The organism is Thiocystis minor, assembly GCF_016653465.1.
GTDB classification, from domain to species: Bacteria; Pseudomonadota; Gammaproteobacteria; order Chromatiales; family Chromatiaceae; genus Chromatium; species Chromatium minus.
This window is the reverse complement of the sequence record NZ_NHSQ01000103.1, coordinates 1-24,151: the sequence shown is the minus strand read 5'-3', so window position 1 is coordinate 24,151 and position 24,151 is coordinate 1. Positions and strand designations below refer to the sequence as shown.

Below are 24,151 nucleotides of genomic sequence, written 5' to 3'. Positions count from 1 at the left end.
CGCCGCCGTCTGCCATGCGGCCGTTCAGCGACGAAGCCCGGTCATCAGGGATCAAAGGGTGGTCGAGATTGTTAGACGGCGCTGTCGCACAGCCGCGTGAATGCCGCCAGGTCGAAGTCGTAAGACCATTGCGCCAGTCGCTCAGCCAACTCGGCATCGCGATGGCGAATCCACTCCAGCACTTCGTTAATCCGATCGAAATCGGCGAGCCGCACCGCGCGCTCCAGATCGGCGCGCCACGGCGCGGGACAGGCGGCCAGGCGCTCGGCTGCGGCCTCGGGCGAGAGTGGTGCTGGCCGTGCGACCGGTGCCGCCGCGTCGCGCATGAATCGCAGATCGGTCAGGCGCTCCAGGATGTCGAACAGCTCGTCGGCATGGAAGGGTTTGCGGGCGAACTCGTCGCAGCCGCAGGCGAGCACCTGATCGCGCTGATCCTCAAAGACACTGGCGGTGAGCGCCACCACGATGGAGTGCACCGCGTCGGGCCGCTCACGCATCCGCGTCTTGATCGCGCGGGTCGCCTCCTCGCCCGACATCACCGGCATGCGCATGTCCATGAAGATCAGATGCGGCTGCCAGGTCTCCCAGATCTCCAGCGCATCGCGGCCGTCGCCCGCCTCCCGGAACTCCAGGATCGGTCGTGACGCGGAATCGATCGAATGCAGGAGGGCGCGCAGCGGCTCGCGATTATCGGCCAGATCGTCGACGATGAGGATCCGGCTTGGGGGTTGATCGGGCTCCAGTCCGATGATCCGGCAGGCGGAACGGACCGCCACCGGGACAGGTGCCTCGGTTCGCGGCAAGGGTAACGCGAAGGCAAAGCGACTGCCCCGCCCCGGCTCGCTCGACAGCGTCAGGGCGCCACCCATGAGTCGAACGAACTGGCGGCTCAGGGCCAGCCCCAGTCCGGTCCCGCCCGCGACCCGTCGGCCACCGTCGGCTTGGGTGAAGGGCTCGAAGATGCGTGCCCGCTCGGCTGGCGCGATCCCCACGCCGGTATCCATGACGCTGAAGCGGATCATGTCGGCGCCGTCCCGGCGCGGAGCTGTCTCCACGCGCAGGGTCACGCCCCCGGCCTGGGTGAACTTGATGGCGTTGCCGATCAGGTTGATCAGCACCTGACGCAGCCGCGTCGCGTCCCCAAGGACCGTCCGGGGGAGATCGGGGGCCTCGACCGTCAGGGTTAGACTTCGCTCCAGGGCGCGCTGGCGGAAAATGGCTTCGGTCTCGGCAAGCAGCGCGGCGAGATCGAAGGGGGCTGACTGGAGCGTCATCCGGCAGGCCTCGATCTTGGCCATGTCGAGGATGCCGTTGATGAGTGTCAGCAGATGCTCGCCGCTGTGCAGGATGGTGCCCAACTGCTCCTTCTGCGCGGCGCCCAGGCTGGCGTCCCGTCCCAACACCTGGGAGAAGCCCAGAATGGCATTCAGCGGCGTGCGGATCTCATGGCTCATGTTGGCGAGGAATTCGCTCTTGGCGCGATTCGCGGCCTCCGCCTGATCGCGGGCCTCGGCCAGGGCGTCCCGCTGGCGGGTCAGCGTCTCCTGCTGCTGGATCTGCTCGGTGATGTCAGTGATGGCAAAGACCGTGTAGACACTGGAACGCTCGGGAAACAGGTACGTTCCCTGAATCTTGCCCCAAAAATGCTCGCCATTCTGACGCATGAACGCGAGTTCGCCCGCGCAGTGCCCGTTGCGCTCCAGATCCGAGTAAACCTGGCGTCCATATTCGGCATAGACCTCGGCGTTCTCGTAGAGACAATGCGTCGAGCGGCCGATCAAGGCCCCCGGCGCGAAACCGAAGATGTTCTCCATCGCCGGATTACAGCGATCGATGAGGCGCTCGCGCAGGATGCAGAGGCCGGTGGGCAGGGTCTCAAGAATGGCCTTCTGCTCCCGCAAGACCCGATGCAAGTCGCGATCGGTCGCCTCCCTGGCCAGGAGCAGCATCCCGAAGCCGTTGATCAGCAGCAGCAACAACAAGGACAGGAAGACGCTCACCTGCACCAGATTGCCGGTGAAGAGGTCAATGTTCGGCGGCGCCAGAACCGTCCAGAGCGCGCGGGCGATCATCAGGGCGGCCATCAGCCACATGACGATGCCGAGTGCGGTCCGCAGCCGCGAGCGGTTCTCGCGCCCGCGCAGCAGCGCCCACGCCGGGTAGGCGAAGAAGAAGGCCATGATCAGCGAGGCAATGAGGATGCGAAACGGTGAGGACAGACCCGAAAAAAGCGCCACCACCAGCATCAATCCAGCGGTGACGCCGAGATGCAGATCGCGGCTGACCGGGTACCCGAGAATTCGGAAGATGGCCCAGCATTCATAGGCCAACCCGCAGAAGAGCGCGGCGTTGCCGACCGGGATATAGACAAAGTCGGGGATAGTGTTGCGCCCGGAGAGGACGAGCCAGCCGATGCCTTGTAGCAGCTTGGCGGCGATCCAGAAGGGGTTGTCCTGGGCATCGCGCTCGCGCCGCTGGTAGAGAATCAGCTCCAGGCCGAAGACCAGATTGCCCAGCGCCAGAATGAAGAGGATGGTCTTAATATCCATTAAACCGTGTCCAGAGCAAGATGCTGAGTTTCGAGTGAAAACATCGCCTACCACGCTGGGCGCGGTTTAGGCATCCCGAGACCTCCGATGCCCGGCGTACAACGCCATGAAGCTCTCCAGATCGAAGCGATAGGCCCAGTGCCCGAGGGTTTTCTCCAGCGCGGGATCGCGGCCACGGATGGCCTCCAGTAGCGCGCTGATCCGCTCGAAATCGGCCAGTTCCACCGCCTGTTCCAACGCGGCGCGCCACTCGGCGGGATAGGCGGCCAGACGCTCGGCCGCGACCGCGGGCGACAAGGATGGGGTGGGCGGCGCGGGCGGCGGCGCGGTGTCGCGCGCCAGCCGCAGACCGGCGTGACGCTCCAGGATGTCGAGCAGTTCATCGGCCTCGAAGGGCTTGCGGGCGAAGGCATCGCAGCCGATGGCGAGGAAATGGTCCCGCTGCTCGTCGAAGGCGCTCGCGGTGAGCGCCACCACGATGGAGCGCACCGCCTTGGGCCGCTCGCGCATGCGCGCCTTGATCGCGCGGGTCGCCTCTTCCCCCGACATGACCGGCATGCGCATGTCCATGAAGATCACCTGGGGCTGCCAGGTTTTCCATATCTCCACCGCCTCCCGGCCATTGGCCGCCTCGCGGATCTCCAGCACCGGAGGACGCGGATTGAGCGCGTTCAGCAGGGCGCACAGTGGCGCGCGGTTGTCCTCCAGGTCATCCGCTACCAGGACGCGCTGGAGCGGCTGATCCGGCTCCAGGCCGAGGATCCGACCCCTGGGCGCGAGCGGCGCCGGCTCGGCGACAGCGACCGGCGGCAGGGTCAGGGCAAAGGTGAAGCGGCTGCCCTGGCCCGGCACGCTCGCGACGCTCAGCGCGCCGCCCATGAGCCGCACGAACTGCCGGCTCAGCGCCAGCCCCAAACCGGTGCCGCCCTGAGTGACCCGCCCGCTCTCGGCCTGGGTGAAGGGATCGAAGATCCGATCCAGTTCGTCGGGGGCGATCCCCATTCCGGTATCGGCAACGCTGAAGTGGATCCGCTCGCCGCCGCGACCCTCGGCGCTCAGGATCACCGTCCCGCTCCGGGTAAACTTGATGGCATTGCTGACCAGATTGATCAGCACCTGACGTAGCTTCAAGGCGTCGCCGGCGACCCGACGCGGGAGCTGGTGGATCGCGACGCTCAGGGCCAGTCCCTGGTCATGGGCGCGTGGCCGAAAGATGGCCTCCGTTTCCCGTATCAGCGCGGCCGGGTCGAAGGGCGCGCGCTCGCAGGTCAGCCGACCGGCCTCGATCTTGGCTATATCGAGGATGTCGTTGAGGAGGGCCAGCAGATGCTGGCCGCTGCGCAGGATCGTCGCGAGCTGGTTGCGGTGCTCGGCGCTCAACTCAGGCGCCCGCATGAGCACCTGAGCGAACCCGAGAATGGCATTGAGCGGGGTGCGGATCTCATGGCTCATGTTGGCGAGGAAGGCGGATTTGGCGCGGTTGGCCAGCTCGGCGGCGTCCCGCGCCTGCTGGAGTTCCTGCTCGTAGCGCCGGCGCTCGCTGATGTCCTGGACCTGGGAAATGAAATACCGGGGTTGACCCTGAGCATCGCGCACCAGCGACGAGGCGATCTGGCAGTCAATGATCTGGCCCTGACGATGACGATAGCGCTTCTCGAAGGTCGTGCTGTCGCCCTCGCCCCGCACCGCTTGATCGATATACCCTGGGCTCAGGCCCAGATCCTCGGGTACGGCCAGGTCATTGACGCTCATCCCTTCCAGCTCCTGCTGGCGGTAACCGAAGATGGCGGTCATCTTGTCATTGACCTGCAACAGCCGGCCCTGGGGATCCACCAGACACATGCCGGTATTGGCATTGTCAAAGGCGAGGCGGAATTTCTCCTCGCTCTCGCGCAACGACCGCTCCCGCTGCGCGATGGCCTCGGCCATGTTCCGAAAGCGCGTGTGAATACTGTCGATCTCGACGAAACGCTGGCCGCTGCCGGGTTCCCCGGCGAGCGGCCGGCCTTGTTCCAGATCCCGCATCCGCTCGGCGAAGGCGGCGATGGGTTGCAGGATCAGATGATTCATCCGTCGATTCTTGAGGTAGACCAGCAGGATCATGCCGGCCAGAAAACCGAGCGCGGCGAGCAGGAGAATGCCGCGCTGGGTCTCCAGCGGCTGGGTCGAAATGAGCGTCACGATCCTGGCGCCCAGCGTGATGCGCGTCGAGATCAGCGGAATCCAGTCCTGACCCCTGGCGTGCAGCGTGAGGCGCGCGGAGGGCGCCCCGGCCCAGCGTTTGAGATCGATGGAGGAGAACCTGAGATCGGCGTCACCCGACAGCATGACGAAGCCGTCGCTCGCGACCAACATCAGTGGCGTTCCGGCGAACCGCGAAAACTCGCTCAGGAAATCCTGAACATAGCTGAGATTCAGGCGCCCCAGGTAGAGGTCGCCCGCCGAACGCAGGGCAAGATAGACGCTGGGCGCGTCGTCTTCATAACCGCGCATGATGTCGGAGAACGCCGCCCGCGCGTCCCGCGTCCTCAAATAGCCGCCGAGCTTGCCGCCCGACAGGGAAAAGCCGACGAAGACGCGACTACCCGCCGTCGCCTGATACATGCGCGCCACGCGCAGTTTCTCGTCGAGGCGGTAGAGGTCCGAGAAGGCACCCAGGAATCGCAGCACCTCCGGCGAGCGACTCGGCTCGGGCAATGCGATGAAGCGTTCGACGTCTTGCCGGGCCTCATCGAGCTGCTTGCCAATGAACAGATCGACCTTGTTGGCGTCGGCCAGACGCAGTTGCAGGTATCTTTGCCCCAACTCGCCCATGGCGAGCCAGATGGTCAGAAACAGGATGGCCGAGATCAGCAGCAGCGCCGAAATCTCCAGAAACAGGTTGTAACGCCAGAAGGTGGTGCGCCGCTGGCGGATCGGAGCCATCACTGGAGTTCTCGGTCGAGATCCCGCAGGAAGTGGAAGTCGCCGGTCACGTCCCCGGAGCGGTCGAAGGCGATCGGCCCCAGGCTGGTCTGGTGTGTCGGGACCGCGAGCAGATCGCGCTTGACCGCCTCGGGCGTGTCGTGACCCTGTTGGAAGGCCCGGTCGAGGAGTTCCAGTGCCTGGCGTACCTCGATGGTCATGGCGTGCGGCTCATAGCCGAAGCGGGCGCGAAAGCGCCGGAAATAGTCGTCGATCGCTGGATCGGTGTGGCGCGAGGGATGCTGGCTGGACAGGACGACATGCCCGATGGCCTCGCCAAGTGTGTCGAGAATGGCCGGCGAGCGCGCCCAGGGCGTCAGCAGGATCGGCGCCTCGGGATGCAGGGCGTGAAACAATTGCGCGAGGTTACCGATGGCGGTCTGGTAGTTGCCCGCCAGGATATAGAGCGCGTCATAGGGCTCGGCCATGAGTGCGCGTTCGTCTTCGGGCCGGAACGCCGAAATCATCAGCTTGCGCTGGACGACTTGCCAGTGGCCCAACGTGGCGAGCGCGGCGGAGAAGGCGGCGAACGCCGGATCCGTATAGGCCAGAATGCCGCTGTCCTGCAAGACCAGGAGACGGCGCCCCGGCCAGCCGGCGACCTCGCGGGCAATGGCGCGCTGTTCCTGCTCGGCGTCGGGGGTAATGCGCAGTAGAAAGTCATCCCTGCCGGTGAGCGCCGGGCTGGTCGAGGCCGTGTTGATGACGAGCGCGCGACCGTCCGCGAACAGCGGCAGGCTGGCCACCGCGCAATGGGACGGATGGGTGGAGACGAAGAAACGCACCCCGCGCGCCATGGCGTCCGCGATGATGCGGGGCGTGCGCTCCGGATTCCATTCGTCGTCCACCGGCACCAGTCGGATACGCGTGTCCGGATACTCTTCCAGAAAGAGATCGCCCGCGTTCATCTCGCTGGAGCCGACTACCGCGCCCGAGGCCATCCAGGTAATCAGTCCGACCTGGATGGGAGGCACTGGACGCAGCAGCCACCAGAGCAGCGATGCCGTGGCGGCGAGCAGCGGGAGCGCCAGGATCAGGATGAACGGCAGGGGAGGCTTTTGCATGGGCATGAGATCGGCGATGATGGTTGGGCGGGATGCAGATCATCCGGCGAGACGAGAACTCTCGCGCCCGTCCAGGGCGATTGACTGGACAGGGATCGCGAGCGTCGGCCCTGTTATGATCCACGAAACCATGACAAGTACAAGCCATCTGGCCATACCCGCCATCGAACCTCTGGATATCCCGATGCGCATCCTGATCGTCGACGACCTGCCGGACAATCTCCGCGTGCTCAGCAAGATGATGGTCGACGATGGCCACCGGATCTCCGCCGCCACCAGCGGCGCCCAGGCGCTGCGTCTAGCCGAAACGATCATGCCGGATCTGATCCTGCTCGATGTCATGATGCCCGAGCTGGACGGCTACCAGACCTGCGCCGCGCTCAAGGCCAATCCACTGCTTAAGCCGATCCCGGTCATCTTCATCACCGCCCTGACCAGTGTCGAGGACGAGACCCGCGGCCTGGCGATCGGCGCGGTCGACTACATCGTCAAGCCCTTCAACGAGGCCATCGTCAAGCAGCGGGTCAGGACGCACCTGGAGCTCAAGCATCAGCGCGACCTGCTGGAGCGGCTCGCCCAGGTCGACGGCCTGACCGGTATCCCCAACCGCCGAGCCCTGGACCAACGGCTCGAACAGGAGTGGCGCCGCGCCGCTCGCGCTAGGGCGCACCTGGGATTGGCGATGATCGATATCGACCACTTCAAGCAATTCAACGACGCGCACGGTCATCTTCAGGGCGACGACTGTCTCCGGCGAGTGGCCGAAGCGTTGAGCGAAACGCTCAAGCGGGCCGGGGATTTCGTCGCCCGTTATGGCGGCGAGGAGTTCGTCTGTCTGGCGAGCGTGGAGACCGCAGATCGATTGGAACAGATCGCCGAGCAACTGCGGATGGCGGTCGAGGCGTTGCGCATCCCGCATGAGGCATCCGCCGCGCTCCCCTGGGTGACGGTCAGCATCGGCGCCGTACTCTGCGAGCCGACGCCACAAACGGCGGCATCCGCGTTTCTGGAGCAGGCGGATGTCCAGCTCTATCTGGCCAAGCAAGCAGGACGCAATCAAGTCTGTCTGGCGTGCGGCTAAAGCAGCGACTCACCTCTGGCGCTGATTTGCCACCTGATCGGTGGCGCAATCACCCTGGGGCCGCGTTAGCCTCCACTTGCCGCTGAGCGACTGACGAATTCAAAGCCCCGCCCTGCCTGGGTATGGCGATCGTGGCCGAGCGAACTTAACGTTCGGTCAGCGCCTCCCTGAGTTCCAACAACGAACGCAGACCTTGCCGACGCCAGAAGCGGCGCAGTTGGCTGCGGGAGATTCGCCAGCGCATTCCCTGGCAGGGGTCGATGACGATCCGCGACACACCCCCATCGCGAAGCTGTTTGGCCGTCCCCTGAAGACAGCTTTCAAGCTCCCTCAGCGAATTGGCCCAGGCCAATACGTCCTGTTCTTGGAGCGCCGACTGCAAGGCATCCCAATACACCACGGTAGGGCCGGCCGATGACGGCGAGTCATCGCGCCACTGCGCCAGGGTCAAGTGTCGCCGACCCGCGTGCCGCGCCAGCCCCAGGGTCAATGGATGATCGCCGACGAGCACGGCGGGCAAGTCGCCCGCGAGCGTCGGCCGATCGCCTCCACCCCACACCCAAAGACCGCTGATCGCTGGCCGGCCCTGGCGCTCGCGCGCGCGATTGACCGCGCTACCGAAGAACAGCATCTGCGCCTCGTTCAACAGCGCGTTCCAACGGGAGGCATCGGGGCCGCTGGGCAAGGCGTGGCCGATCGGACCGCCGAGTACCCGCTGAAGCGGTTGCGTGCGCAAATCGGGGGGGCGGTCGACCCGGAGATACCAGCGACCCGGCGTCGGTGCCAGAAGCCATAACCCGGCGTCGCCGAAATGCGCGTTGAACAGGGCGACCAGCGCATCGGCCTCGTCGCGATCAGGCGCGATGGCGGCCCCCGCGAAGAGCAGTAGCCGATCCCGATCCGCGCGTAGATGCACCGGATCGGCGTGCATCCACCAGGCGTCCGGATCGACGGTCGGATCCTCGCCCAGGAGACAGAGCGGCGCGGTCGGAAGATCCCGGTCCGGCTCGCCGAAGACGCCGAACTCGGCAAGCAGGACGGCCGGCGGATCGGTCAAGGAGGCGGCACGCTTGTCCGCCCGACTCAACAACTGATCGAGCGTCGGCGTTTTCGGAAAAGGCGGCGGCAAGGTCGGGACTGGCCCTAGCAGGCCGGGGCAGATGAGGTCAAGGGTTGGGGCGCTAGACATGCTGCAAGGCCGGCTCCGGATCCTTTGCCTTGACCGCCAGCGCTTTGGCGACCAGAAACGTGGAGGCCCTAGTGACGAACAAGCCGAGCAGCATCGGCAACACCAGGTGCGTGGCGATCAAGGCATCCATCTGACCTTGCGCTAGCTCCGGGATCGATGATCGCAACACAAAGACATAAACGGCAGTCAACCAGAACCCGGCCGAGTCCAGCAGAATGGCGACGACGATCCCCCAAATCGAACAGCCGAGGGCCAGTGTCAAACACAGCGTCGTCACCAGGATGCTGAGGATCATGCTCAGGATGGCGATTGACTTCCGACCTGTGTACCAATAATACCAATGACTTTTAAAAGGCCAAGGATGACCGGTAGCCCACCAACCGGAGAGCGCTTGCTTCATCTTCATGACATCACCTTGCTGGAGCTGACCGCCGTTTCAGGTTCGCGAATCCGCCAGCCCCGGCCGCAGATCCGCCTGGATATCCGCGATGTCCTCCAGCCCCACGGCGACCCGCACCAGACCGTCGCCGATCCCGGCCGCGCTCCGCTCCTCGGGGCTTAGACGTCCATGCGTGGTGGTGGCTGGATGAGTGATGGTGGTCTTGGTGTCGCCCAGGTTGGCGGTGATGGACAGCAGTCGGGTGGCGTCGATCAGCCGCCAGGCACCGGTTTGACCGCCGCGCACGTCGAAAGCGACGATGCCCCCGCCGGTACGCTGCTGGGTGCCGATCAGACGATGCTGGGGGTGCCCGCTCAAACCTGGATAATAAACGTGCTCCACGGCAGGCTGCGCGAGTAGCCAGTCGGCCAGTTGGGCCGCGCCGCGCGCGTGCGCGAGCATGCGCAGTTCGAGCGTTTCGAGCCCCTTGAGAAACACCCAGGCATTGAAGGGACTCAGGGTGGGGCCGGCGGTGCGCAGAACGCCAAAGACTTCCTCGCCCACCAGCTTATGATCGCCGACCACGGCGCCGCCGATACAGCGTCCCTGACCGTCCAGATATTTGGTGGCCGAATGCATGACCAGATCGGCGCCCAGTTCGAGCGGGCGCTGCAAGGCCGGGGTGCAGAAGCAATTGTCGACCGCCAGCAAACAGTCGTGGCGGTGGGCAATCGCGGCCAACTGACGCAGATCCGCCATTTCGGTGAGCGGATTCGAGGGGGTTTCGCAAAACAGCAGACGGGTGCGCGAATTGATCGCGGCCTCCCAGGCGTCGGGATCGCTCAGTGGCACATAGGTGGTCTCGATACCGAAGCGCGCCAGATATTTGTTGAACAGCATCGTCGTGCTGCCAAAGAGACTGCGCGAGGAAAGAATCCGATCGCCGGCCTTCAGCAACCCCATGCAGACCGCCAGGATGGCCGCCATGCCCGAGGCTGTCGCCACGCAACGCTCGCCGCCTTCAAGAGATGCCAGGCGTTCCTCGAAGGCGCGCACCGTGGGATTGGTGAAGCGCGAGTAGATATTGCCGGCTTGATCCCCGGCGAAACGCGCCGCCGCCTCGGCCGCGCTGGAAAAGACATAGCTGGAGGTGGTGAAGATCGGTTCGCCATGCTCGCCCTCCGGCGTGCGCCGGTGTCCCGTGCGGATGGCGCGGGTGGCGAAGCCTGCCTCGATCATTTGACGCTCATCCTCGGGCATGGTTGATCAAGATTCCCGTTTAAACCGCGCCCAGCGCGGTATGTGATGTTTCGGATTCGATTCAGCCTCGGCAGAATCAGGGATTGCCGGAGCTGGCACGGTTTAAGAGATTAAAAAATATAAAATTTTAAACCGCGTCGACGCCGACGCCTCGGATTGATGCGAAATTGGCTGCCCACTCAAAACGACGTATTTCGCTCCGGACGCGGTTTAATCGGTATTGCTGAGATCAATGGCGCTCTCGCTGCACGAGAAACCATGTTCCTTGGCGCCATCGTTGCGCCGGGCCTCCAGCGAGGCCAGGTATTCCGGCGTTACATCGCCCGTCACATAGACGCCGTCGAACACCGAGGCATCGAAACGGTCGACATGGCTCTTGCCCTTTTTCTGGACCGCCTCGATCAGATCGCCAAGATCCTGGAAAATCAGACCATCGGTTCCCAATTCGCGCGCGACCTCTTCCTCGGTGCGGCCATGGGCGATGAGTTCGCTGGCCGCGGGCATGTCGATCCCATAGACATTCGGGTAGCGCACCGGCGGCGCTGCGGAGGCGAAATAGACCCGATGCGCGCCCGCATCGCGAGCCATCTGGATAATCTGTTGCGAGGTGGTGCCGCGCACGATGGAGTCGTCGACCAGCAGCACGTTCTTTTTGCGGAACTCCAGATCGATGGCATTGAGCTTCTGACGGACCGATTTTTTGCGCACCGTCTGACCGGGCATGATGAAGGTGCGTCCGATGTAGCGATTCTTGATGAAGCCCTCGGCATAATTGATCCCGAGTTGATTCGCCAGTTGCAGGGCTGCGGTGCGGCTGGTGTCGGGGACCGGGATCACCACGTCGATGTCATGACTGGACCAGTCGCGCTTGATCTTGGCCGCCAGCTTTTTGCCCATGCGCGAGCGGGCCTTGTGCACCGAGATGTTATCGATGATGGAGTCCGGGCGGGCGAAATAGACAAACTCGAAGATGCAGGGGGACAACACTGGCTGAGGCGCGCACTGGCGGGTATGGAGTTCGCCATCGACGGTCATCAGCACCGCCTCCCCTGGTGCGACATCGGCGATGAGTTTGAAGCCGAGGGTGTCGAGCGCCACGCTTTCGGAGGCGATCATGTACTCCGCGCCCGCGGGAGTCTCGCGGCGGCCATAAACAAGCGGCCGGATCCCGTTGGGATCGCGGAACCCGAACACCCCGAAACCGGGGATCATGGCGACCGCCGCGTAGCCGCCCCGACAGCGACGATGCACGCCCGCCACGGCCCGAAAGACATCCTGCTCGTCGATGCGCAGCTTGCCCTGAACCTGCAACTCATGGGCGAAGATATTCAGCAGAATCTCGGAATCCGATTCGGTATTGAGATGGCGCAGGTCATCGACGAAGAGGTCGCGCTTGAGATCCTCGGCATTGGTCAGATTGCCGTTATGGGCCAACACGATGCCATAGGGCGAGTTGACATAAAAAGGCTGCGCCTCCGCCGAACTGGACGCCCCGGCGGTGGGATAGCGCACATGCCCCACGCCGGTATTGCCGCGTAACTGAATCATGTGACGGGTCTGGAACACATCCCTGGCCAGACCGTTATCCTTACGCAGATAGAGCTTATCGCCCTGACAGGTCACGATGCCCGCGGCATCCTGACCGCGATGCTGCAAAACCAGGAGTGAGTCATAAAGAGCTTGATTGACCGGACTTTTGCCGACAATACCAACGATACCGCACATAGGATCCTCGCCCCTGCCATCGGGTCGGCTTGCTCTGCATCGAATCGCGAGCTCCGATTGGAGCCGAAGGGACTGCTCTAAGTGGAGCTGAAACGCTTTTCTTGACCGGAGCCGAAGGGCCTGCCCTGAGCGGAGCCGAAGGGATGTAGGCAAATGATTGAGAGCGAGAGAAGGTACTCCAGAACACTACCAACGATCAACCACGAGGATTTGTCGATGCCGCGCGGAGCGTCCCTAATATTTGTTACCGTGGGTGGATTGTTTTAGGACATCGTCTAAAGCTGCTTCATCAGCGCCTGCATGTCATCGGGGACCATGCTGAGAATCCAATCCGCCACCCCCTGGAAGTGAATGATCAGAATGGAATCCTGCCATACTGGGTCGCTCGGCAGCGGTGTCAAGGCGGCAAGAAACACCGCCATTGCGACGATCACCGCACCACGCCCCGCGCCAAAGGCAAAACCAAGCACGCGATCAGCGCCGGTCAGACCGGCTTTGTCGACGAGCGAGGTCAGAATGGCTCCGAGAATCGCGCCCAGAACCAAGGTAACAAGCACCAAACCGATGAAGGCAACCGCAATCCGCACCGACGGCTGCTCGAACTGTGCGACGAGCAGATCGGCTACCTCCCGGTGAAAGAACCAGGCGACGAGCAGAGCGGCGATCCAGACTCCCAGGGAAAGCAACTCGCGGACGATGCCGCGTGCCAGCCCGACCAATGCGGACAGCGTCACGATCGCGATGATCGCAAAATCGACCCAGTTCATCCCGACTCCCGATCGTTCATGTCAACCGACTAGACCCTGGAAAAGGCCGCGCCCCAAGAAGCGAGGCACAGTAGCCCGCCTATTCAAAATCATGGATAGCGCTGAATCAAGGTGTCCAGCTTCTGCTGTTGACGCAGCTTGGTGGCGGCGCGCTCGGCACTTTCGCGATCCACCTCGGGTCCTACACGCACCCGATAATACTGCTTTCCTCGGACCTCGGCCTTTTCCACAAAGGCTGAAAAACCGGCATTCCGTAATTTTTGTTCGAGTTCCGCCGCACCCTGAGCCGTTCCCACACTGGCGACCTGAACGATCCAAGAGGGCATGCCATCGTCCTTCCTGCTCGGCCCCGGAGCTGCGTCATCGGTTCCCTTCACGATGCGCGGTGGCTTGGCGGACGGACGACCAATCTGGCCGGGTTGCTCGGATGGCGAGACATTCCGAACGGCATTTTGCGCTTGACCGTTCTGATCGGGCTCACCGTCAAACTCATCGTCAGTCGTGCTTCCGGGATAAGCCTCAGCAGAGGTGCTGGGCGCCGGGAGCATCGGCGGTTCGCTTTCGACCGGCAAGCCATCATCCATCGGTTCGGCCATTGGGTCAGTCGTCAAACCTGGCGCAGGCTCGGATCCGGCGCGATGGTCGAAGTCCGGTTCGGGCGGAAGAGAACTCTGGACCGACGGCGGCGCCAGCGATTCTCCTTCGAACAACATCGGCACGAAGATCACCGCCAGCGCGATGACCGCAACCGCGCCCGCCAAGCGTCTTTTGGCTCCTTCTCGCATAATACACACCCTGAAGCTAAGCCAGGCGAGGCCCTTAAGGGACCGCGCGATGAAGCCGATGGCTTGAGGATCCCATCGTGAACTGAAGTATAACCTCTCGCTGAACGTTGGAGGAGCCGCGATGGAGGATCGCCGGGTTCGCTTCTCGCCAAGAGGACGGCGGGCGGCTTGACTCCTCAGACAGGGTGTGCTGGAAATCGCTCCAGAGCCTGACAGACCGTCGTGAAAGAACCGATCACCAGCAGACAGTCGCCGGGGGCGGACGCGGCACAGGCCGCTTCCAGTGCAGTCGCCAGATGAACAAAACGCTCCGCCGCGGGTTCCGGCAATACCTCGTCCAGTCTCGCGGCAAGACGGTCTACGGACATCGCGCGGGGATCGTCGCTTTGCGCCAGGAACCACTGCGCGACAAAGGGCAGCAAGGGTTTCGCGATGGCTTCCGGCTCCTTGTCGGACAGGACCGCCAGCACGGCGCGTAACTTGCCGGGACACGCGAAGGCCCGCAGGTTCGTCGCCAGGGCTTGTGCCGCCGCGCCATTGTGGGCCACGTCGAGAATCCAGGTCGGCGTGCCCGGAATCACCTGAAACCGTCCGGCAAGCCGGGCACGTTGCAACCCGGCACGAAGAGCGTTGACGGGCACGGGCAGACGCTCGCGCAGACAGGCGAGCGCGGCGATCGCCGCCGCGGCATTATCCAGTTGAAAGGCGCCACGCAGGGTCGGCAACGGCAAGGAAAGTCGTTCGCCTCCCGCGCCCTTCCAGATCCATCCGGCATCCGCGGTTTCATGATCGAATTCACGCCCGAGTTGCAGTGGCATGGCACCCAGTCGGACAGACTCTTCGCGCAGCCGCGAAGGAGCGTCCCGCTGACCCATGATGGCCGGACGACCAGGGCGAAAGATGCCGGCCTTTTCGAAGGCGATCTCGTCCAGCGTCTCGCCCAGCCAGGCGGTATGGTCGCGCCCGATCGAGGTGACCACCGAGACATCGGCATCGAGCAGATTGACCGCATCGAGACGCCCGCCAAGCCCGACTTCCAGCACAGCCAGATCCGGACCATCGCGCACGAGGAGATCGAGTGCCGCCAGGGTGCCAAACTCGAAGTAAGTCAGTGTCGTGTCGCCGCGTGCCCGGTCGACTCGCGCGAAGGCCTCGCATAGCGCCTCATCGGAAACGGATTCGCCAGCGATCCGCACACGCTCGTTATAGCGCAGCAGATGCGGCGAGGTGTAACAGCCGCAGCGATAACCCGCCGCCTGGGTCATGGCTTCGATCATGGCCACACAGGAACCTTTGCCGTTGGTCCCGCCAACCGTGACCACCGGAAACGGCAGCGGTTTGGGGCCAAGTCGCTCCCACACCGCCGCCACGCGCTCCAGACCCAGGTCCATGCGTTTTGGGTGCAGCGTGACCTGCCAGTCGAGCCAGTCGGCGAGGGTTGTGAAGCGGTATCCAACCGAAGCCGAATGGGGCAACGATGAAGCGTTTGAATGCATGAGATTTGCGGTATCCCGTTACTTTTTGCTTTCAGCCGTCTTGTTGGCATGTTTCCAGGTAGCATCGTTCACTCGGCGCAAGAGTCTGTCCTGGCGTGCAGTTCAGCATTGCGCCTTTTAACCGTTGAGAAGTGGGATCCTGACAATTACCGCTATGGCTAACAATAAAAACGCTATTCTGGCAATTGTTGAAGAACGTCTGACCTGGATCATCTGCGTCATAATTTTCCGTTCCACCATTGCATCGGCCATCAGTCGTGACTGTGTCAGGCGGCGGGTTGGCGACAACATAGTTTTGGGATGCAAAGCCAAACACGCCGACCAGGAACATAACCAACAGAATACTCATCAACCGGTTTGCGCCAGGCCGGGAACGCATAAAAAAATAAGCCATGACGGCCAGTAGCAAACAGAGGACAACCATCATGATTTCGCTAAGTGTTGGAACCGACGTACTGGCTTGCGCCGACCAGACGATAATACCGTTCATTGCAACCTCGACTCGCTGAAGTGATGAAATGTTTTAAGCAAAAACTCGTGTTCAGATTAGGGTGAGAAACAAACCCAACCTCAACCCACCAAACCCCGCGCCGCGGTTTCCGATTCGCACCCAACCAGAAACGCCCCGGCCCGCCCTGAGCGAAGTCGAAGAGTGTCCCGAGGACGTTCAAAGATCAAGCGTTGACGCATTGGTTCTTTAGGCGACCCGGTAGCTGACGGGCGCAAACGCCCCCGGTATCCCGAGGGCGTTCAAAAAGATGAAGCGTTAGCGTATGGGTTTGGTGGGTTTCGTGACCAATCGGCATCCGTGCCAACAATCAGCGTCATCCCGTGGTCACTCTACCCACCCCTTGCTGAGTTCGAGCGGACGCAGTTTGAAAATCGGTGACGAGCGACCACAGCGGTCGGTTCATCCGCCGCCGAGCAGGGCATCCAGGTCCAGCTCGATGGCATCGAAAGGCGGGATGCGGGCGCGGTCGCTCCCTTCGAGCGTCGCGGTCTCGCACCAATCGCCATCGCTGAGCCTGTAGGCGATCAGCCGCCGCGCCTCGGGCCAGATCAGCCAGTAGTCGGGCACGCGATGTCGCTTGAGCAGCAGCGGCAGGACCAGGGTGTCTTTCTTCTCGTGTCCAGGCGAGACGATCTCGTAGACCCAATCCGGCGGCAGGTCGATGACGCCTTCGGGAAGCCTGGGCAGCCGCTCCCGGCGCCAACCGGCGAGGTCATGCGACGGGCATTCGTGGATCTCGTAAGCGACGCTGACCTCGGTGGCGAACCACCAGCCGCCGCCGGGACCATCGCGGCCGCTGAAGGGATTCAGCTCACCACGCAGGTTGCCCTGTGCGGCACCATGGGCGATACGCGCCATCGGCCGGCGCACGATGTCTCCGCCGATCAGTTCCACCCGCTCCTCCGGCGACAGGAGCAGATCGTCGAGGGTCTTGAGCTTCAGGGCCTCCACCGAACGCCTCCGACAATGGATCGAAAGGCGGGTATATTCGCGCAACCGGCCCACTGAATTCAACCCAAAACGCTCCCGATGTCGCGGGGGCGCTTTGGTCAGGCGTTGGAGCGGTCAACGAGGGGTTTTCACAGCCAGTCGGCGTCCGTGCAAAGTAGCGTACCATTCGGCTACCTGGAACGTTCAACGATCAAGAGTTGGCGCATGGGTTCGGTGGGTTTCGTGACCAATCGGCATCCGTGCCAACGATCGGCGTCATGCCGTGGTCACTCTACCTACCTTGCTATTTCACTGCCTCAATCAGTTCGATGTCTTTTTTAAACATATCGTTGACCATCTCGCCCAGCGATAGTCCTTTCGCTGTCGCTCGCGCCTCAAGATACGTCAGCACATCGGGGCGCAGCGCAACGGTAGCAGACGCCCGCCCCGCAAAACGATTGGGTCGCGCCTGCGAATAGTCGAAATCGTACTCCGGCAACAGATCATTCTGTATTGCGTTCATCGTCTCGTTGCTCTTTCGGTGTCGCCGCCCGCGCGCTGATCATGCGCAGGCGATCTTCGCTGATTTCGGTAAAAACGACCAGACACAACCGGCGATCATGGAGGTGTCCAAATGATGATTTCTCGCGGCTCGTTTTCCGAGTGCCAGGAATCCAGGAAAATTTTGGCCAATGGGTCGTCGAAAACGGCAATGGCTTGCGGGAAGTCGATGCCATGTTTACGAACATTGGCCGCCGCTTTGCGTGGATCCCACTCGAAAACCAGACTCAAGTCGATTCCTCTATTCAATCGTCATGAGGTGAGCAGGGCACAAAATGCATACCCACCCACCAACAGCGACACTGACGGCCTGGACCGCTCGGCCAGCAGCGACTGGTCCTCAAGCCGGACGGGGCATCCGCCTCGTTCGGAGTGTTTGGATCTCAACCACGGTCGGTGGTACTTCAAACGTCCGGGACGGGGTAAAATAACCCGTCCCGCTTGGGTGGGTCGAGCGAAGCGAAACCCACCGAACCCCGCGCCGAGGTTTCCGATTCGCACCCAACCGAAAACGCCCACGGTATCCGAGGGCGTTCACGTTCAAGCGTCAGTGCGGTGGTTCGATGGGTTTCGTGACCAGCCGGCATCCGTGCCAAGATTCAGCGTGGTGCCGTGGTCACTCTACCCACCCTGCCTTGCTGGAGGGTGCAGCGGCAACAAGCGAATCCGGTGTCGGCGCGGATCGATGGTCACCAAAGCACCATCTCTCAGCGCCGTGGCCGCCGTCTCCAGGGTCTCCAGCACTGCGGCACCAGTGAATTTAGGCAAAAAGAATTCTGCCCGCACTTGAATCACACTGGGCGCTGTCGCATTGGTCAAGAAGAGCAAGGAACCGAAGTCCAGGTCATGGGTAAAAACGACATGATCATGGTCTCGCGCCCATGCCATGATTTCCTCATCCAGCGCACGAATCGCTCCGATTCGACTCCAATGGATCGCCGCGTGGCTGGCTTCGCGCAAGAACGCTTCCCAGACCATCGGCACATTCATATCGAGCAGAATGTTCATCCCGCTTTGAGGGGCAGGTCATATTCTTCCGCCCGCCAAGTTGCATAGGCCAGGGCCGCGTAGATATCCTCCCGCTCCAGGCTGGGATAACATTCCAGCACCGAGTCGATGGACTCCCCGGACGCCAGTAGGCCGGTGACGGCGCCGACCGTGATCCGGATGCCTCGAATGCAGGGTTTTCCGCCCATCAAACGGGGATCGATGGTGATACGTTCGAGATTGGGGAAATTCATGTGTCTCTGGCCTCGTGACACGGGGATCGGGAGGAGCGAAGTATTATAGGCGCGGCCATCACAAGCCGGTCATCGGCAGTCGTCGATTGGGTGACCGCACGCGCCGAGGTTTCCGCTTCACAGCCAACCGAAAACGCCCCCGGTATCCCGAGGGCGTTCAAGTTCAAGCGTCAGTGCGGTGGTTCGATGGGTTTCGTGACCAGCCGGCATCCGTGCCAACATTCAGCGCGGTGCCGTGGTCACTCTACCCATCCTTGCTACGCATCGACCCGGCTGTTACCAGCCGCGCCGCAAGGCTCGATACTGGGCTCGCGGCGCACGATTACCCCGGCGGGAGTCACACCCGCTAGAACGCGCGGCCTTGCCAGGCCGCACTGTCCCCGGAATTGCCCGCATCAAAGTAGTTTCTTGAATTGCTCTACCGTCAAACCAGCATCCTTAACGATTCCGCCGAGCGTGAAGGCATCAACAGGATTCCCCCTTGGAATGGTTAAGATTCGGGCGCCGTCAGACATGACGATGTGCTTGCTTTCCTGGACAACTCGGAACCCCGCCTTCTGTAAAGCCCGAACAGCATCGCGGTGATTGACACCTGGAATTTTCGGCATCTTTATGCCGCCACTTCGACTTCCCGCATTTCGGTGTCTTCCGTTGCTGCCAATTCTACCGAAACAGCAACGTATTCATTTATTGCATCTGCAATGTTTTCCAAGGCTTCCTGTTCTGTCTTCCCCTGTGACCAGCATCCAGGTAGACCTGGACAGGAGACGCTAAAGCCTTCATCAGTTTTTCGGAGAGCGACTTTGTATTTCATGGGCCACTTTAAGATGGTTTGATAGAACAATCCTCATTTTGGCACAACGTTACCCATAAGCCGGGCCATACTTCGCCACCACAACACTTCGGGATGGCCCTGAGTTTGATGCGCAGTATGGCCTCGGTTTGATGGGCGTGTTAGGCGATTAAGTTGAACTGATTCCATATCTGGAAATTAAATCGAACCCGGCCCTTTTAATTTTTCTTTTAATTCCTTTTAATTCATTGACGACCTGCGTGCTGATCACCGGGCGCCGTCGCATGATGGATAAAGCCCGTTCATGGCGTTGCGGATCGGTGTCGAGCGCATAGACGGCGACATTGGTATCAGCGAAGAATCTTGCGGTCATAACAGGCTTCACGGACAAACTTTCCCGACCAGAGGCCAGCGCCCTGTTCGAATTCCGCCCAGTCGGCCTCCGCTTCGCTATTGGCTTCGTTGACCATGGACTGGCGCGCGCGACTTCAGAAAGCCAACAAAATCCAGCACTTCGCGCAGATCGCACTCGGGCAAGGTGCGCGCTTCTTCAACAATTCTTTCAGCCGTGGTCATGATCAGCCTCGGTGGAGAATGGACTGTGTCGAAATCATAGCGAACCGCGCCCGGTTCGGGTAGTGAAAGGTACTACACGGCTCGCCATTTCCGAAGCATCCGGGATGGATTGATTCGTCGGGTGGGTCGAGCGAAGCGAAACCCACCGAGCCCCGCGCCGAGGTTTCCGATTCACACCCAACCGAAAACGCCCACGGTATCCCGAGGGCGTTCAAGTTCAAGCGTCAGTGCGGTGGTTCGATGGGTTTCGTGGCCAGCCGGCATCCGTGCCAACATTCAGCGTGGTGCCGTGGTCACTCTACCCATCCTACCTTGCTAACTTGCTCCGCCATTAATCACCATAATTTCGCGCGATAACGCGCACCAACTTTGCCTTCAACGCTCGCATTCGCCCAACCGCCATCCTTAGAGCGACCGAGATTCTCGGCAGTGCTTTGACTGGGATCCCATTTGCCTGTAATCCCCCCTGAACCTCCGCAAAGAGGCCCAGCGCAAACCTTTCCGTCGAATATCGGTGCACCGATCGAACCATCATCACCGCTAATGGGCACCTTAGCCGAACAAGACAGGCCCACTCCAGACTTCTTTCCCTCTATTTCCGCGAACCACTCCGCTTCATCCTCAACATAGCGCAACGGATCTCCTCGGAAGGAGGTGCCTTTCGGATCGAATTCGATTCCCATGCCTTTACCTAAACCGAATTCTATATCTAGCGACGCGCCATTGTCGTCCAAAGACAATGACGCACCGCCGCCAAAGCCATTATAAAAGTTCAATCCAATCGTAAATAAGCCATTCAAGTCTTGCAAATTGATTGGGTCATTCTTTGCGTAAGCATAGCGATTGGCTGTATCGCTAAATCCTATCACATCCTTCGCCGTCCACCGTCCCGTCTCCGGATCGTAATCCCGCGCGGCGAAACGTACTAGGCCGGTATCTTGATCATAGAGTCCGCCAGCGAAACCGAACGGTTGGAAGCCAGGGTTGGTGTCGGCGAGCACGTTGCCGAAGGCGTCATAATCTATCCGCTGGGCGACGGCACCCGTCGTGGCATCGACGACCAGACGTAGACTGCCGAGGTGATCCTTGATCAGGCGATAGGTGGCGCCGTCCTTGATCAGATAATCGGGCACATTGACCCCGGAGGCATAGACGAAGCGGCTGACGATGTCTCCCGTACCGTCGAGTTCGGCGATCGGCTTGAGGCTTTCTTGATAGAGGAAGCCTTGCACTAGCGTCCCATTGACCTGCTTGCCGATGCGCCGGTTCTGGCCATCGATGAGATACTCGATCTGCTTGCCGTTAGGCAGGTCGACACCGCGCAGGTTGCCGCGGGCGTCGTAGTCGTAGGCGGTGACGGCAGCGCCGACGGTCTTGGTCTGGAGTTCGCCATTGGCGGTGTAGGCGTAGGTCGCGCCGCCGTAGGCCAGCAACCGATCCTGATCGTCATAGGTGCCGGTCACGCTGCTACCGCTGGCGGTCTTGCTCAGGCGGTTGCCGTTGGCATCGTAGGTGTAGGCGTCGGTGATGACATCATTGCGCTGGACTTCAATCAGGCGCCCGCGTGCGTCGTAGGCGTAGGTGTCCGTTGTGGTGACGCTGGCGACGGTTTCGGTCTTTTTGACGATCTGCCCGAGCCGGTCGCGTGTATAGACCGCGGCGAATTGCTCGGTGCCGTCGACCGTGGCCTCGTAGCCGGCGCGTTCACCGAAGCCGTTGTAGGTGTAGCTGTCGCTGACCAGGCCGAGCCTGGTGCCGGACAGCAGGCCGTTGTCGGCGCGGCGACTGAGGGTCAGCGCGCCGGCGGCGATCAGGAGGCTGTCGGTGTCGTAAGCGTAAGCGATGGAGTTGGCGCCGTTGACGGTGACCTGGCTCAAGCGGAAGTCGTTGTCGTAGACGAAGCCAACCTGGCCGGCGACGGGGCCGGTCCAGGTGACGCCGGTTAGCAGCGCCTGGCTGTAGCTGTAGCTCAGGTCGATGTCGCCGGGGGCGGTGAGACTGATCAGTTGGCTGGCGGCGTTGTAGCCGTAGCCATAACTCCCGGCTGGAGTGGTCAGGGTGTCGAGCCGTCCGGCGCTGTCATAGCTGGCCTCGATCGAGTCGCCGTCGGGGCGGAGCACGCGAGTCGGCTGCCGGTCGAGGTCGTAGGCATAGCCGGTGTCGCCGCCGGGGGTTGCGCTGGGCGGCTGATAGACGGCGGCGAGGTCGACCGGGGTGTAGTCGAACGCATGCGCGGGCTGCCCCGGCGGGGTCAGGGCGGTGAGGTTGCCCTTGGGGTCGTAGTCGAAGCCGATCTGGCTCAGGTCGGGCAGGGTCTGGCCGACGAGGCGCCCGGCGAGGTCGTGGCTGAATTCCACCGTGCGCCCGAGCGGGTCGGTCAGGGTGTCGAGCTGGCCTTGAGCGTCGTAGGCGAGCTGGATCTGGCGCGTCTCGCCGCCGCTGGTTTGGGTCAGCGTGGTTGGGCGGCCCTGGGCGTCGTAGGTGAGGGCGAGCGGGGCCAGGCCGGTGACGCCGGTTTCGATGAGATGACCCTGGGCATCCAGCAGGCTGTACCGCTTGCGCCCGGCGGGGCTGGTGGTCTCGCTGCGGCGGGTGGCGGCGGTGTAGACGCTGGTGGTGTTGCGGGTGTTGACCGTGGTGGCGGTGGTGAGCGTGGTCAGACTGAGCGGGTCCAGGGGATCGCTCAGGGCCGCGCTGACGCTGGTGGCGAGGGTCGCGGTCTTGCCGCCGCTGACGATCTTGGTGCTCTTGGCGATGGGTGACTGCATGCCGAAGCGCGGGTCGGGGCCTTCGACGGTTTCGGTGACGGTGCCGTCCGGGGCGGTGGTTTTGATGGTGCCGTTGGTTTGGGTGAGCGTGACGGTGGTTGCGCCGTCGGGGCCGGTGACACGGCGTTCCTGGTCGCCGGTGCCGAGGTTTCTGACCTGATAGAGGGTCGCGCGACCCTCGCCGCTGGTCAGGGTGACGCTGTAACCGTCGCCGCTGGCGAGTTTGGCGCGTTCCAGGGTCTTGCCGCCGCCGGCCGCTTCGGTGTCGCCGATCAGTTGGCCAAGGCTGTTGTAGGCCAGGGTCGAGGTCTGGCCGTTGGGGTCGGCGAAGGCGGTGAGCAGGCCGTCGGCGGTATAGGTCATGGCGTAGGCGTTGCCCGCCGGGTCGGCGACGCGGGCGAGGTAGCCGTTGGCGTCGAGGCTCAGGGCGGTGCGTTGACCGAAGGGGGCGACGATGGCGGTGGGGTGGCCGCTGGCATCGCGCTCGATGGTCAGGGTGTTGCCGTCGGTGTCGGTGACGGCGGTCAGACGTCCGGCGCTGTCGTAGGCGAAGCTGTAGACCACGGCCTTGGTTAGGGTGTCGATCGTGCTCAGATGACGGCCGGAAGCGCTGAAGCGATACAACTGGCGGCTGTCTTCGGAGGCGATGGTGAAGTCGCTGATGCCGAAACGCGGGTTAGACGGGGAGATTTTGCGTATGCGCTCATTATCAGCATCTGAAATAAAAACAATGCTGTCCGGGCCAACTGCCAAGCCATAGGTAGACAGGGCTAATCTTGCTTGTGCCGCCGGCACACCATCGCCAGAATCAGTACCGCCGCCAGCAAATGTAGTGATGATCCCATCAAGACCGATTCGCCGCACTCGAGCCGTAACGTAGATCCCTGCATCACTGTCGGTAATCAGAGTGCTACCATCGGGCATAAATCCGATGTCTTTTGCCGCATATAGTCTTGCCTGAGTAGCTAATCCACCATCACCGTAATATCCCCCAGTACCGTAGTAAGTGCCTGTGCCGGCTACAGTATCAATAATGCCATCAGACCCAACTCGTCGAACACGATAATTGAACATCGTTCCAAGTAACATGCCGCCATCAGGTGCGACAGCAGCAACATTGGGACCGTAAAATCTTGCTTGTGAAGCGGGACTTCCGTCATTGTCAAGAAAGCCCATCACACCTGTTCCAGCAAAGGCATTAATGGTTCCATCAGTGCCAATACGGCGATAGCGACTATTACCTTCATCAGGGAAGATCACACTGCCATCAGGTGTGATTGCGAGCTTCCTTGGACGATATAACCTTGCTTGGATAGCTGGACCGCCATCCCCGCTAGACCCTGTCGAGCCATTACCTGCAATCGTCGTAATGATGCCATTAGAGCCATCCCATTACACACAACTTTACGTGTCCGGCATCTCCCTGGCATATTTGGCATATTTGGCATATTTGATTCCAGCCGCGAAATCCATGATGCGCTGCATGCCCAGCCAGATCGTCTTCAAGCCGGG

The 24,151-nt window shown here is 62.0% G+C and carries 22 protein-coding genes; 1 reads left to right on the top strand and 21 read right to left on the bottom strand.

Going from position 1 to position 24,151, the window contains the following annotated elements:
• Positions 1-71: 71 nt before the first annotated feature.
• The 3 genes from CCR95_RS14750 to CCR95_RS14740 form a co-directional block, all read right to left on the bottom strand.
• Positions 72-2,549, bottom strand: a complete 2,478-nt coding sequence (locus CCR95_RS14750) for a hybrid sensor histidine kinase/response regulator (RefSeq protein ID WP_201095793.1) — start codon at positions 2,547-2,549, stop codon at positions 72-74.
• A gap of 66 nt (positions 2,550-2,615) precedes the next feature.
• Positions 2,616-5,474: a PAS domain S-box protein gene (locus tag CCR95_RS14745; protein WP_201095791.1), complete on the bottom strand. Its 2,859-nt coding sequence runs from the start codon at positions 5,472-5,474 to the stop codon at positions 2,616-2,618.
• A complete protein-coding gene (locus CCR95_RS14740) occupies positions 5,474-6,577 on the bottom strand; it encodes an ABC transporter substrate-binding protein (protein ID WP_201095789.1) in 1,104 nt (367 codons plus the stop codon). Before CCR95_RS14740 ends, CCR95_RS14745 begins: the two co-directional genes overlap by 1 nt.
• A gap of 130 nt (positions 6,578-6,707) precedes the next feature.
• Between CCR95_RS14740 and CCR95_RS14735 the strand changes: the two genes are divergently transcribed.
• Positions 6,708-7,658, top strand: coding sequence for a GGDEF domain-containing protein (locus tag CCR95_RS14735; protein ID WP_242523265.1), 951 nt, complete (start codon positions 6,708-6,710; stop codon positions 7,656-7,658).
• A 145-nt stretch (positions 7,659-7,803) separates the two neighbouring features.
• On the opposite strand, the gene CCR95_RS14730 is transcribed toward CCR95_RS14735, so the two are convergent.
• From CCR95_RS14730 to CCR95_RS14650, 18 genes are all read right to left on the bottom strand, one after another.
• Entirely contained in the window at positions 7,804-8,847 is a 1,044-nt protein-coding gene (locus CCR95_RS14730) for a phosphoglycerate mutase (protein WP_201095787.1), read from the bottom strand.
• The gene (locus CCR95_RS14725; protein WP_201095785.1) at positions 8,840-9,253 is read right to left on the bottom strand and encodes a hypothetical protein; all 414 of its coding nucleotides are present in this window, start codon (positions 9,251-9,253) and stop codon (positions 8,840-8,842) included. The genes CCR95_RS14730 and CCR95_RS14725 overlap by 8 nt, the downstream gene beginning before the upstream one ends.
• A gap of 30 nt (positions 9,254-9,283) precedes the next feature.
• On the bottom strand, positions 9,284-10,465 hold the full coding sequence (locus CCR95_RS14720; protein WP_201095783.1) for an O-succinylhomoserine sulfhydrylase: 1,182 nt from the start codon (positions 10,463-10,465) through the stop codon (positions 9,284-9,286).
• Between the two features lie 231 nt (positions 10,466-10,696).
• A complete protein-coding gene (gene purF, locus CCR95_RS14715; RefSeq protein ID WP_201095781.1) occupies positions 10,697-12,211 on the bottom strand; it encodes an amidophosphoribosyltransferase in 1,515 nt (504 codons plus the stop codon).
• Positions 12,212-12,486: 275 nt separating this feature from the next.
• The gene (locus tag CCR95_RS14710; RefSeq protein WP_201095780.1) at positions 12,487-12,978 is read right to left on the bottom strand and encodes a CvpA family protein; all 492 of its coding nucleotides are present in this window, start codon (positions 12,976-12,978) and stop codon (positions 12,487-12,489) included.
• Between the two features lie 89 nt (positions 12,979-13,067).
• On the bottom strand, positions 13,068-13,739 hold the full coding sequence (locus CCR95_RS14705; protein ID WP_201095772.1) for an SPOR domain-containing protein: 672 nt from the start codon (positions 13,737-13,739) through the stop codon (positions 13,068-13,070).
• Between the two features lie 200 nt (positions 13,740-13,939).
• Entirely contained in the window at positions 13,940-15,259 is a 1,320-nt protein-coding gene (gene folC / locus CCR95_RS14700) for a bifunctional tetrahydrofolate synthase/dihydrofolate synthase (protein ID WP_201095770.1), read from the bottom strand.
• A 31-nt stretch (positions 15,260-15,290) separates the two neighbouring features.
• On the bottom strand, positions 15,291-15,749 hold the full coding sequence (locus CCR95_RS14695) for a midcut-by-XrtH protein (protein WP_201095768.1): 459 nt from the start codon (positions 15,747-15,749) through the stop codon (positions 15,291-15,293).
• Positions 15,750-16,169: 420 nt separating this feature from the next.
• Positions 16,170-16,721, bottom strand: coding sequence for a Uma2 family endonuclease (locus tag CCR95_RS14690; protein WP_201095766.1), 552 nt, complete (start codon positions 16,719-16,721; stop codon positions 16,170-16,172).
• 283 nt (positions 16,722-17,004) lie between these two features.
• Positions 17,005-17,223 (bottom strand): hypothetical protein, encoded by a 219-nt coding sequence (locus CCR95_RS14685; RefSeq protein ID WP_201095764.1) that lies wholly within the window; start codon positions 17,221-17,223, stop codon positions 17,005-17,007.
• A gap of 95 nt (positions 17,224-17,318) precedes the next feature.
• A complete protein-coding gene (locus CCR95_RS14680) occupies positions 17,319-17,492 on the bottom strand; it encodes a BrnT family toxin (protein WP_201095762.1) in 174 nt (57 codons plus the stop codon).
• Positions 17,493-17,882: 390 nt separating this feature from the next.
• On the bottom strand, positions 17,883-18,269 hold the full coding sequence (locus CCR95_RS14675; RefSeq protein ID WP_201095753.1) for a DUF5615 family PIN-like protein: 387 nt from the start codon (positions 18,267-18,269) through the stop codon (positions 17,883-17,885).
• Positions 18,266-18,502, bottom strand: coding sequence for a DUF433 domain-containing protein (locus CCR95_RS14670; protein ID WP_201095747.1), 237 nt, complete (start codon positions 18,500-18,502; stop codon positions 18,266-18,268). The genes CCR95_RS14675 and CCR95_RS14670 overlap by 4 nt, the downstream gene beginning before the upstream one ends.
• Before the next feature lie 395 nt (positions 18,503-18,897).
• On the bottom strand, positions 18,898-19,110 hold the full coding sequence (locus CCR95_RS14665) for a type II toxin-antitoxin system HicA family toxin (RefSeq protein WP_201095745.1): 213 nt from the start codon (positions 19,108-19,110) through the stop codon (positions 18,898-18,900).
• 2 nt (positions 19,111-19,112) lie between these two features.
• Positions 19,113-19,316, bottom strand: coding sequence for a type II toxin-antitoxin system HicB family antitoxin (locus tag CCR95_RS14660; RefSeq protein WP_201095737.1), 204 nt, complete (start codon positions 19,314-19,316; stop codon positions 19,113-19,115).
• Positions 19,317-19,464: 148 nt separating this feature from the next.
• On the bottom strand, positions 19,465-19,668 hold the full coding sequence (locus CCR95_RS14655) for a PIN domain-containing protein (protein ID WP_207188639.1): 204 nt from the start codon (positions 19,666-19,668) through the stop codon (positions 19,465-19,467).
• A gap of 77 nt (positions 19,669-19,745) precedes the next feature.
• Positions 19,746-19,871 (bottom strand): hypothetical protein, encoded by a 126-nt coding sequence (locus CCR95_RS25905; RefSeq protein WP_276570270.1) that lies wholly within the window; start codon positions 19,869-19,871, stop codon positions 19,746-19,748.
• A gap of 335 nt (positions 19,872-20,206) precedes the next feature.
• A complete protein-coding gene (locus CCR95_RS14650) occupies positions 20,207-23,899 on the bottom strand; it encodes an RHS repeat-associated core domain-containing protein (protein ID WP_201095734.1) in 3,693 nt (1,230 codons plus the stop codon).
• Positions 23,900-24,151 lie beyond the last annotated feature (252 nt).

Bases quoted from the DNA above. Each gene is read 5' to 3' on its own strand.
- CCR95_RS14675 (WP_201095753.1), bottom strand. From the start codon at position 18,269: ATGAACATTCTGCTCGATATGAATGTGCCGATGGTCTGGGAAGCGTTC.
- purF (WP_201095781.1), bottom strand. From the start codon at position 12,211: ATGTGCGGTATCGTTGGTATTGTCGGCAAAAGTCCGGTCAATCAAGCT.
- CCR95_RS14695 (WP_201095768.1), bottom strand. From the start codon at position 15,749: ATGAACGGTATTATCGTCTGGTCGGCGCAAGCCAGTACGTCGGTTCCA.
- CCR95_RS14750 (WP_201095793.1), bottom strand. From the start codon at position 2,549: ATGGATATTAAGACCATCCTCTTCATTCTGGCGCTGGGCAATCTGGTC.
- CCR95_RS14710 (WP_201095780.1), bottom strand. From the start codon at position 12,978: ATGAACTGGGTCGATTTTGCGATCATCGCGATCGTGACGCTGTCCGCA.
- CCR95_RS14670 (WP_201095747.1), bottom strand. From the start codon at position 18,502: ATGAATTTCCCCAATCTCGAACGTATCACCATCGATCCCCGTTTGATG.
- CCR95_RS14730 (WP_201095787.1), bottom strand. From the start codon at position 8,847: ATGTCTAGCGCCCCAACCCTTGACCTCATCTGCCCCGGCCTGCTAGGG.
- CCR95_RS14740 (WP_201095789.1), bottom strand. From the start codon at position 6,577: ATGCAAAAGCCTCCCCTGCCGTTCATCCTGATCCTGGCGCTCCCGCTG.
- CCR95_RS14665 (WP_201095745.1), bottom strand. From the start codon at position 19,110: ATGCCGAAAATTCCAGGTGTCAATCACCGCGATGCTGTTCGGGCTTTA.
- CCR95_RS14685 (WP_201095764.1), bottom strand. From the start codon at position 17,223: ATGAACGCAATACAGAATGATCTGTTGCCGGAGTACGATTTCGACTAT.
- CCR95_RS14720 (WP_201095783.1), bottom strand. From the start codon at position 10,465: ATGATCGAGGCAGGCTTCGCCACCCGCGCCATCCGCACGGGACACCGG.
- CCR95_RS14745 (WP_201095791.1), bottom strand. From the start codon at position 5,474: ATGGCTCCGATCCGCCAGCGGCGCACCACCTTCTGGCGTTACAACCTG.
- CCR95_RS14660 (WP_201095737.1), bottom strand. From the start codon at position 19,316: ATGAAATACAAAGTCGCTCTCCGAAAAACTGATGAAGGCTTTAGCGTC.
- CCR95_RS25905 (WP_276570270.1), bottom strand. From the start codon at position 19,871: ATGACCACGGCTGAAAGAATTGTTGAAGAAGCGCGCACCTTGCCCGAG.
- CCR95_RS14735 (WP_242523265.1), top strand. From the start codon at position 6,708: ATGACAAGTACAAGCCATCTGGCCATACCCGCCATCGAACCTCTGGAT.
- folC (WP_201095770.1), bottom strand. From the start codon at position 15,259: ATGCATTCAAACGCTTCATCGTTGCCCCATTCGGCTTCGGTTGGATAC.
- CCR95_RS14655 (WP_207188639.1), bottom strand. From the start codon at position 19,668: ATGACCGCAAGATTCTTCGCTGATACCAATGTCGCCGTCTATGCGCTC.
- CCR95_RS14725 (WP_201095785.1), bottom strand. From the start codon at position 9,253: ATGAAGATGAAGCAAGCGCTCTCCGGTTGGTGGGCTACCGGTCATCCT.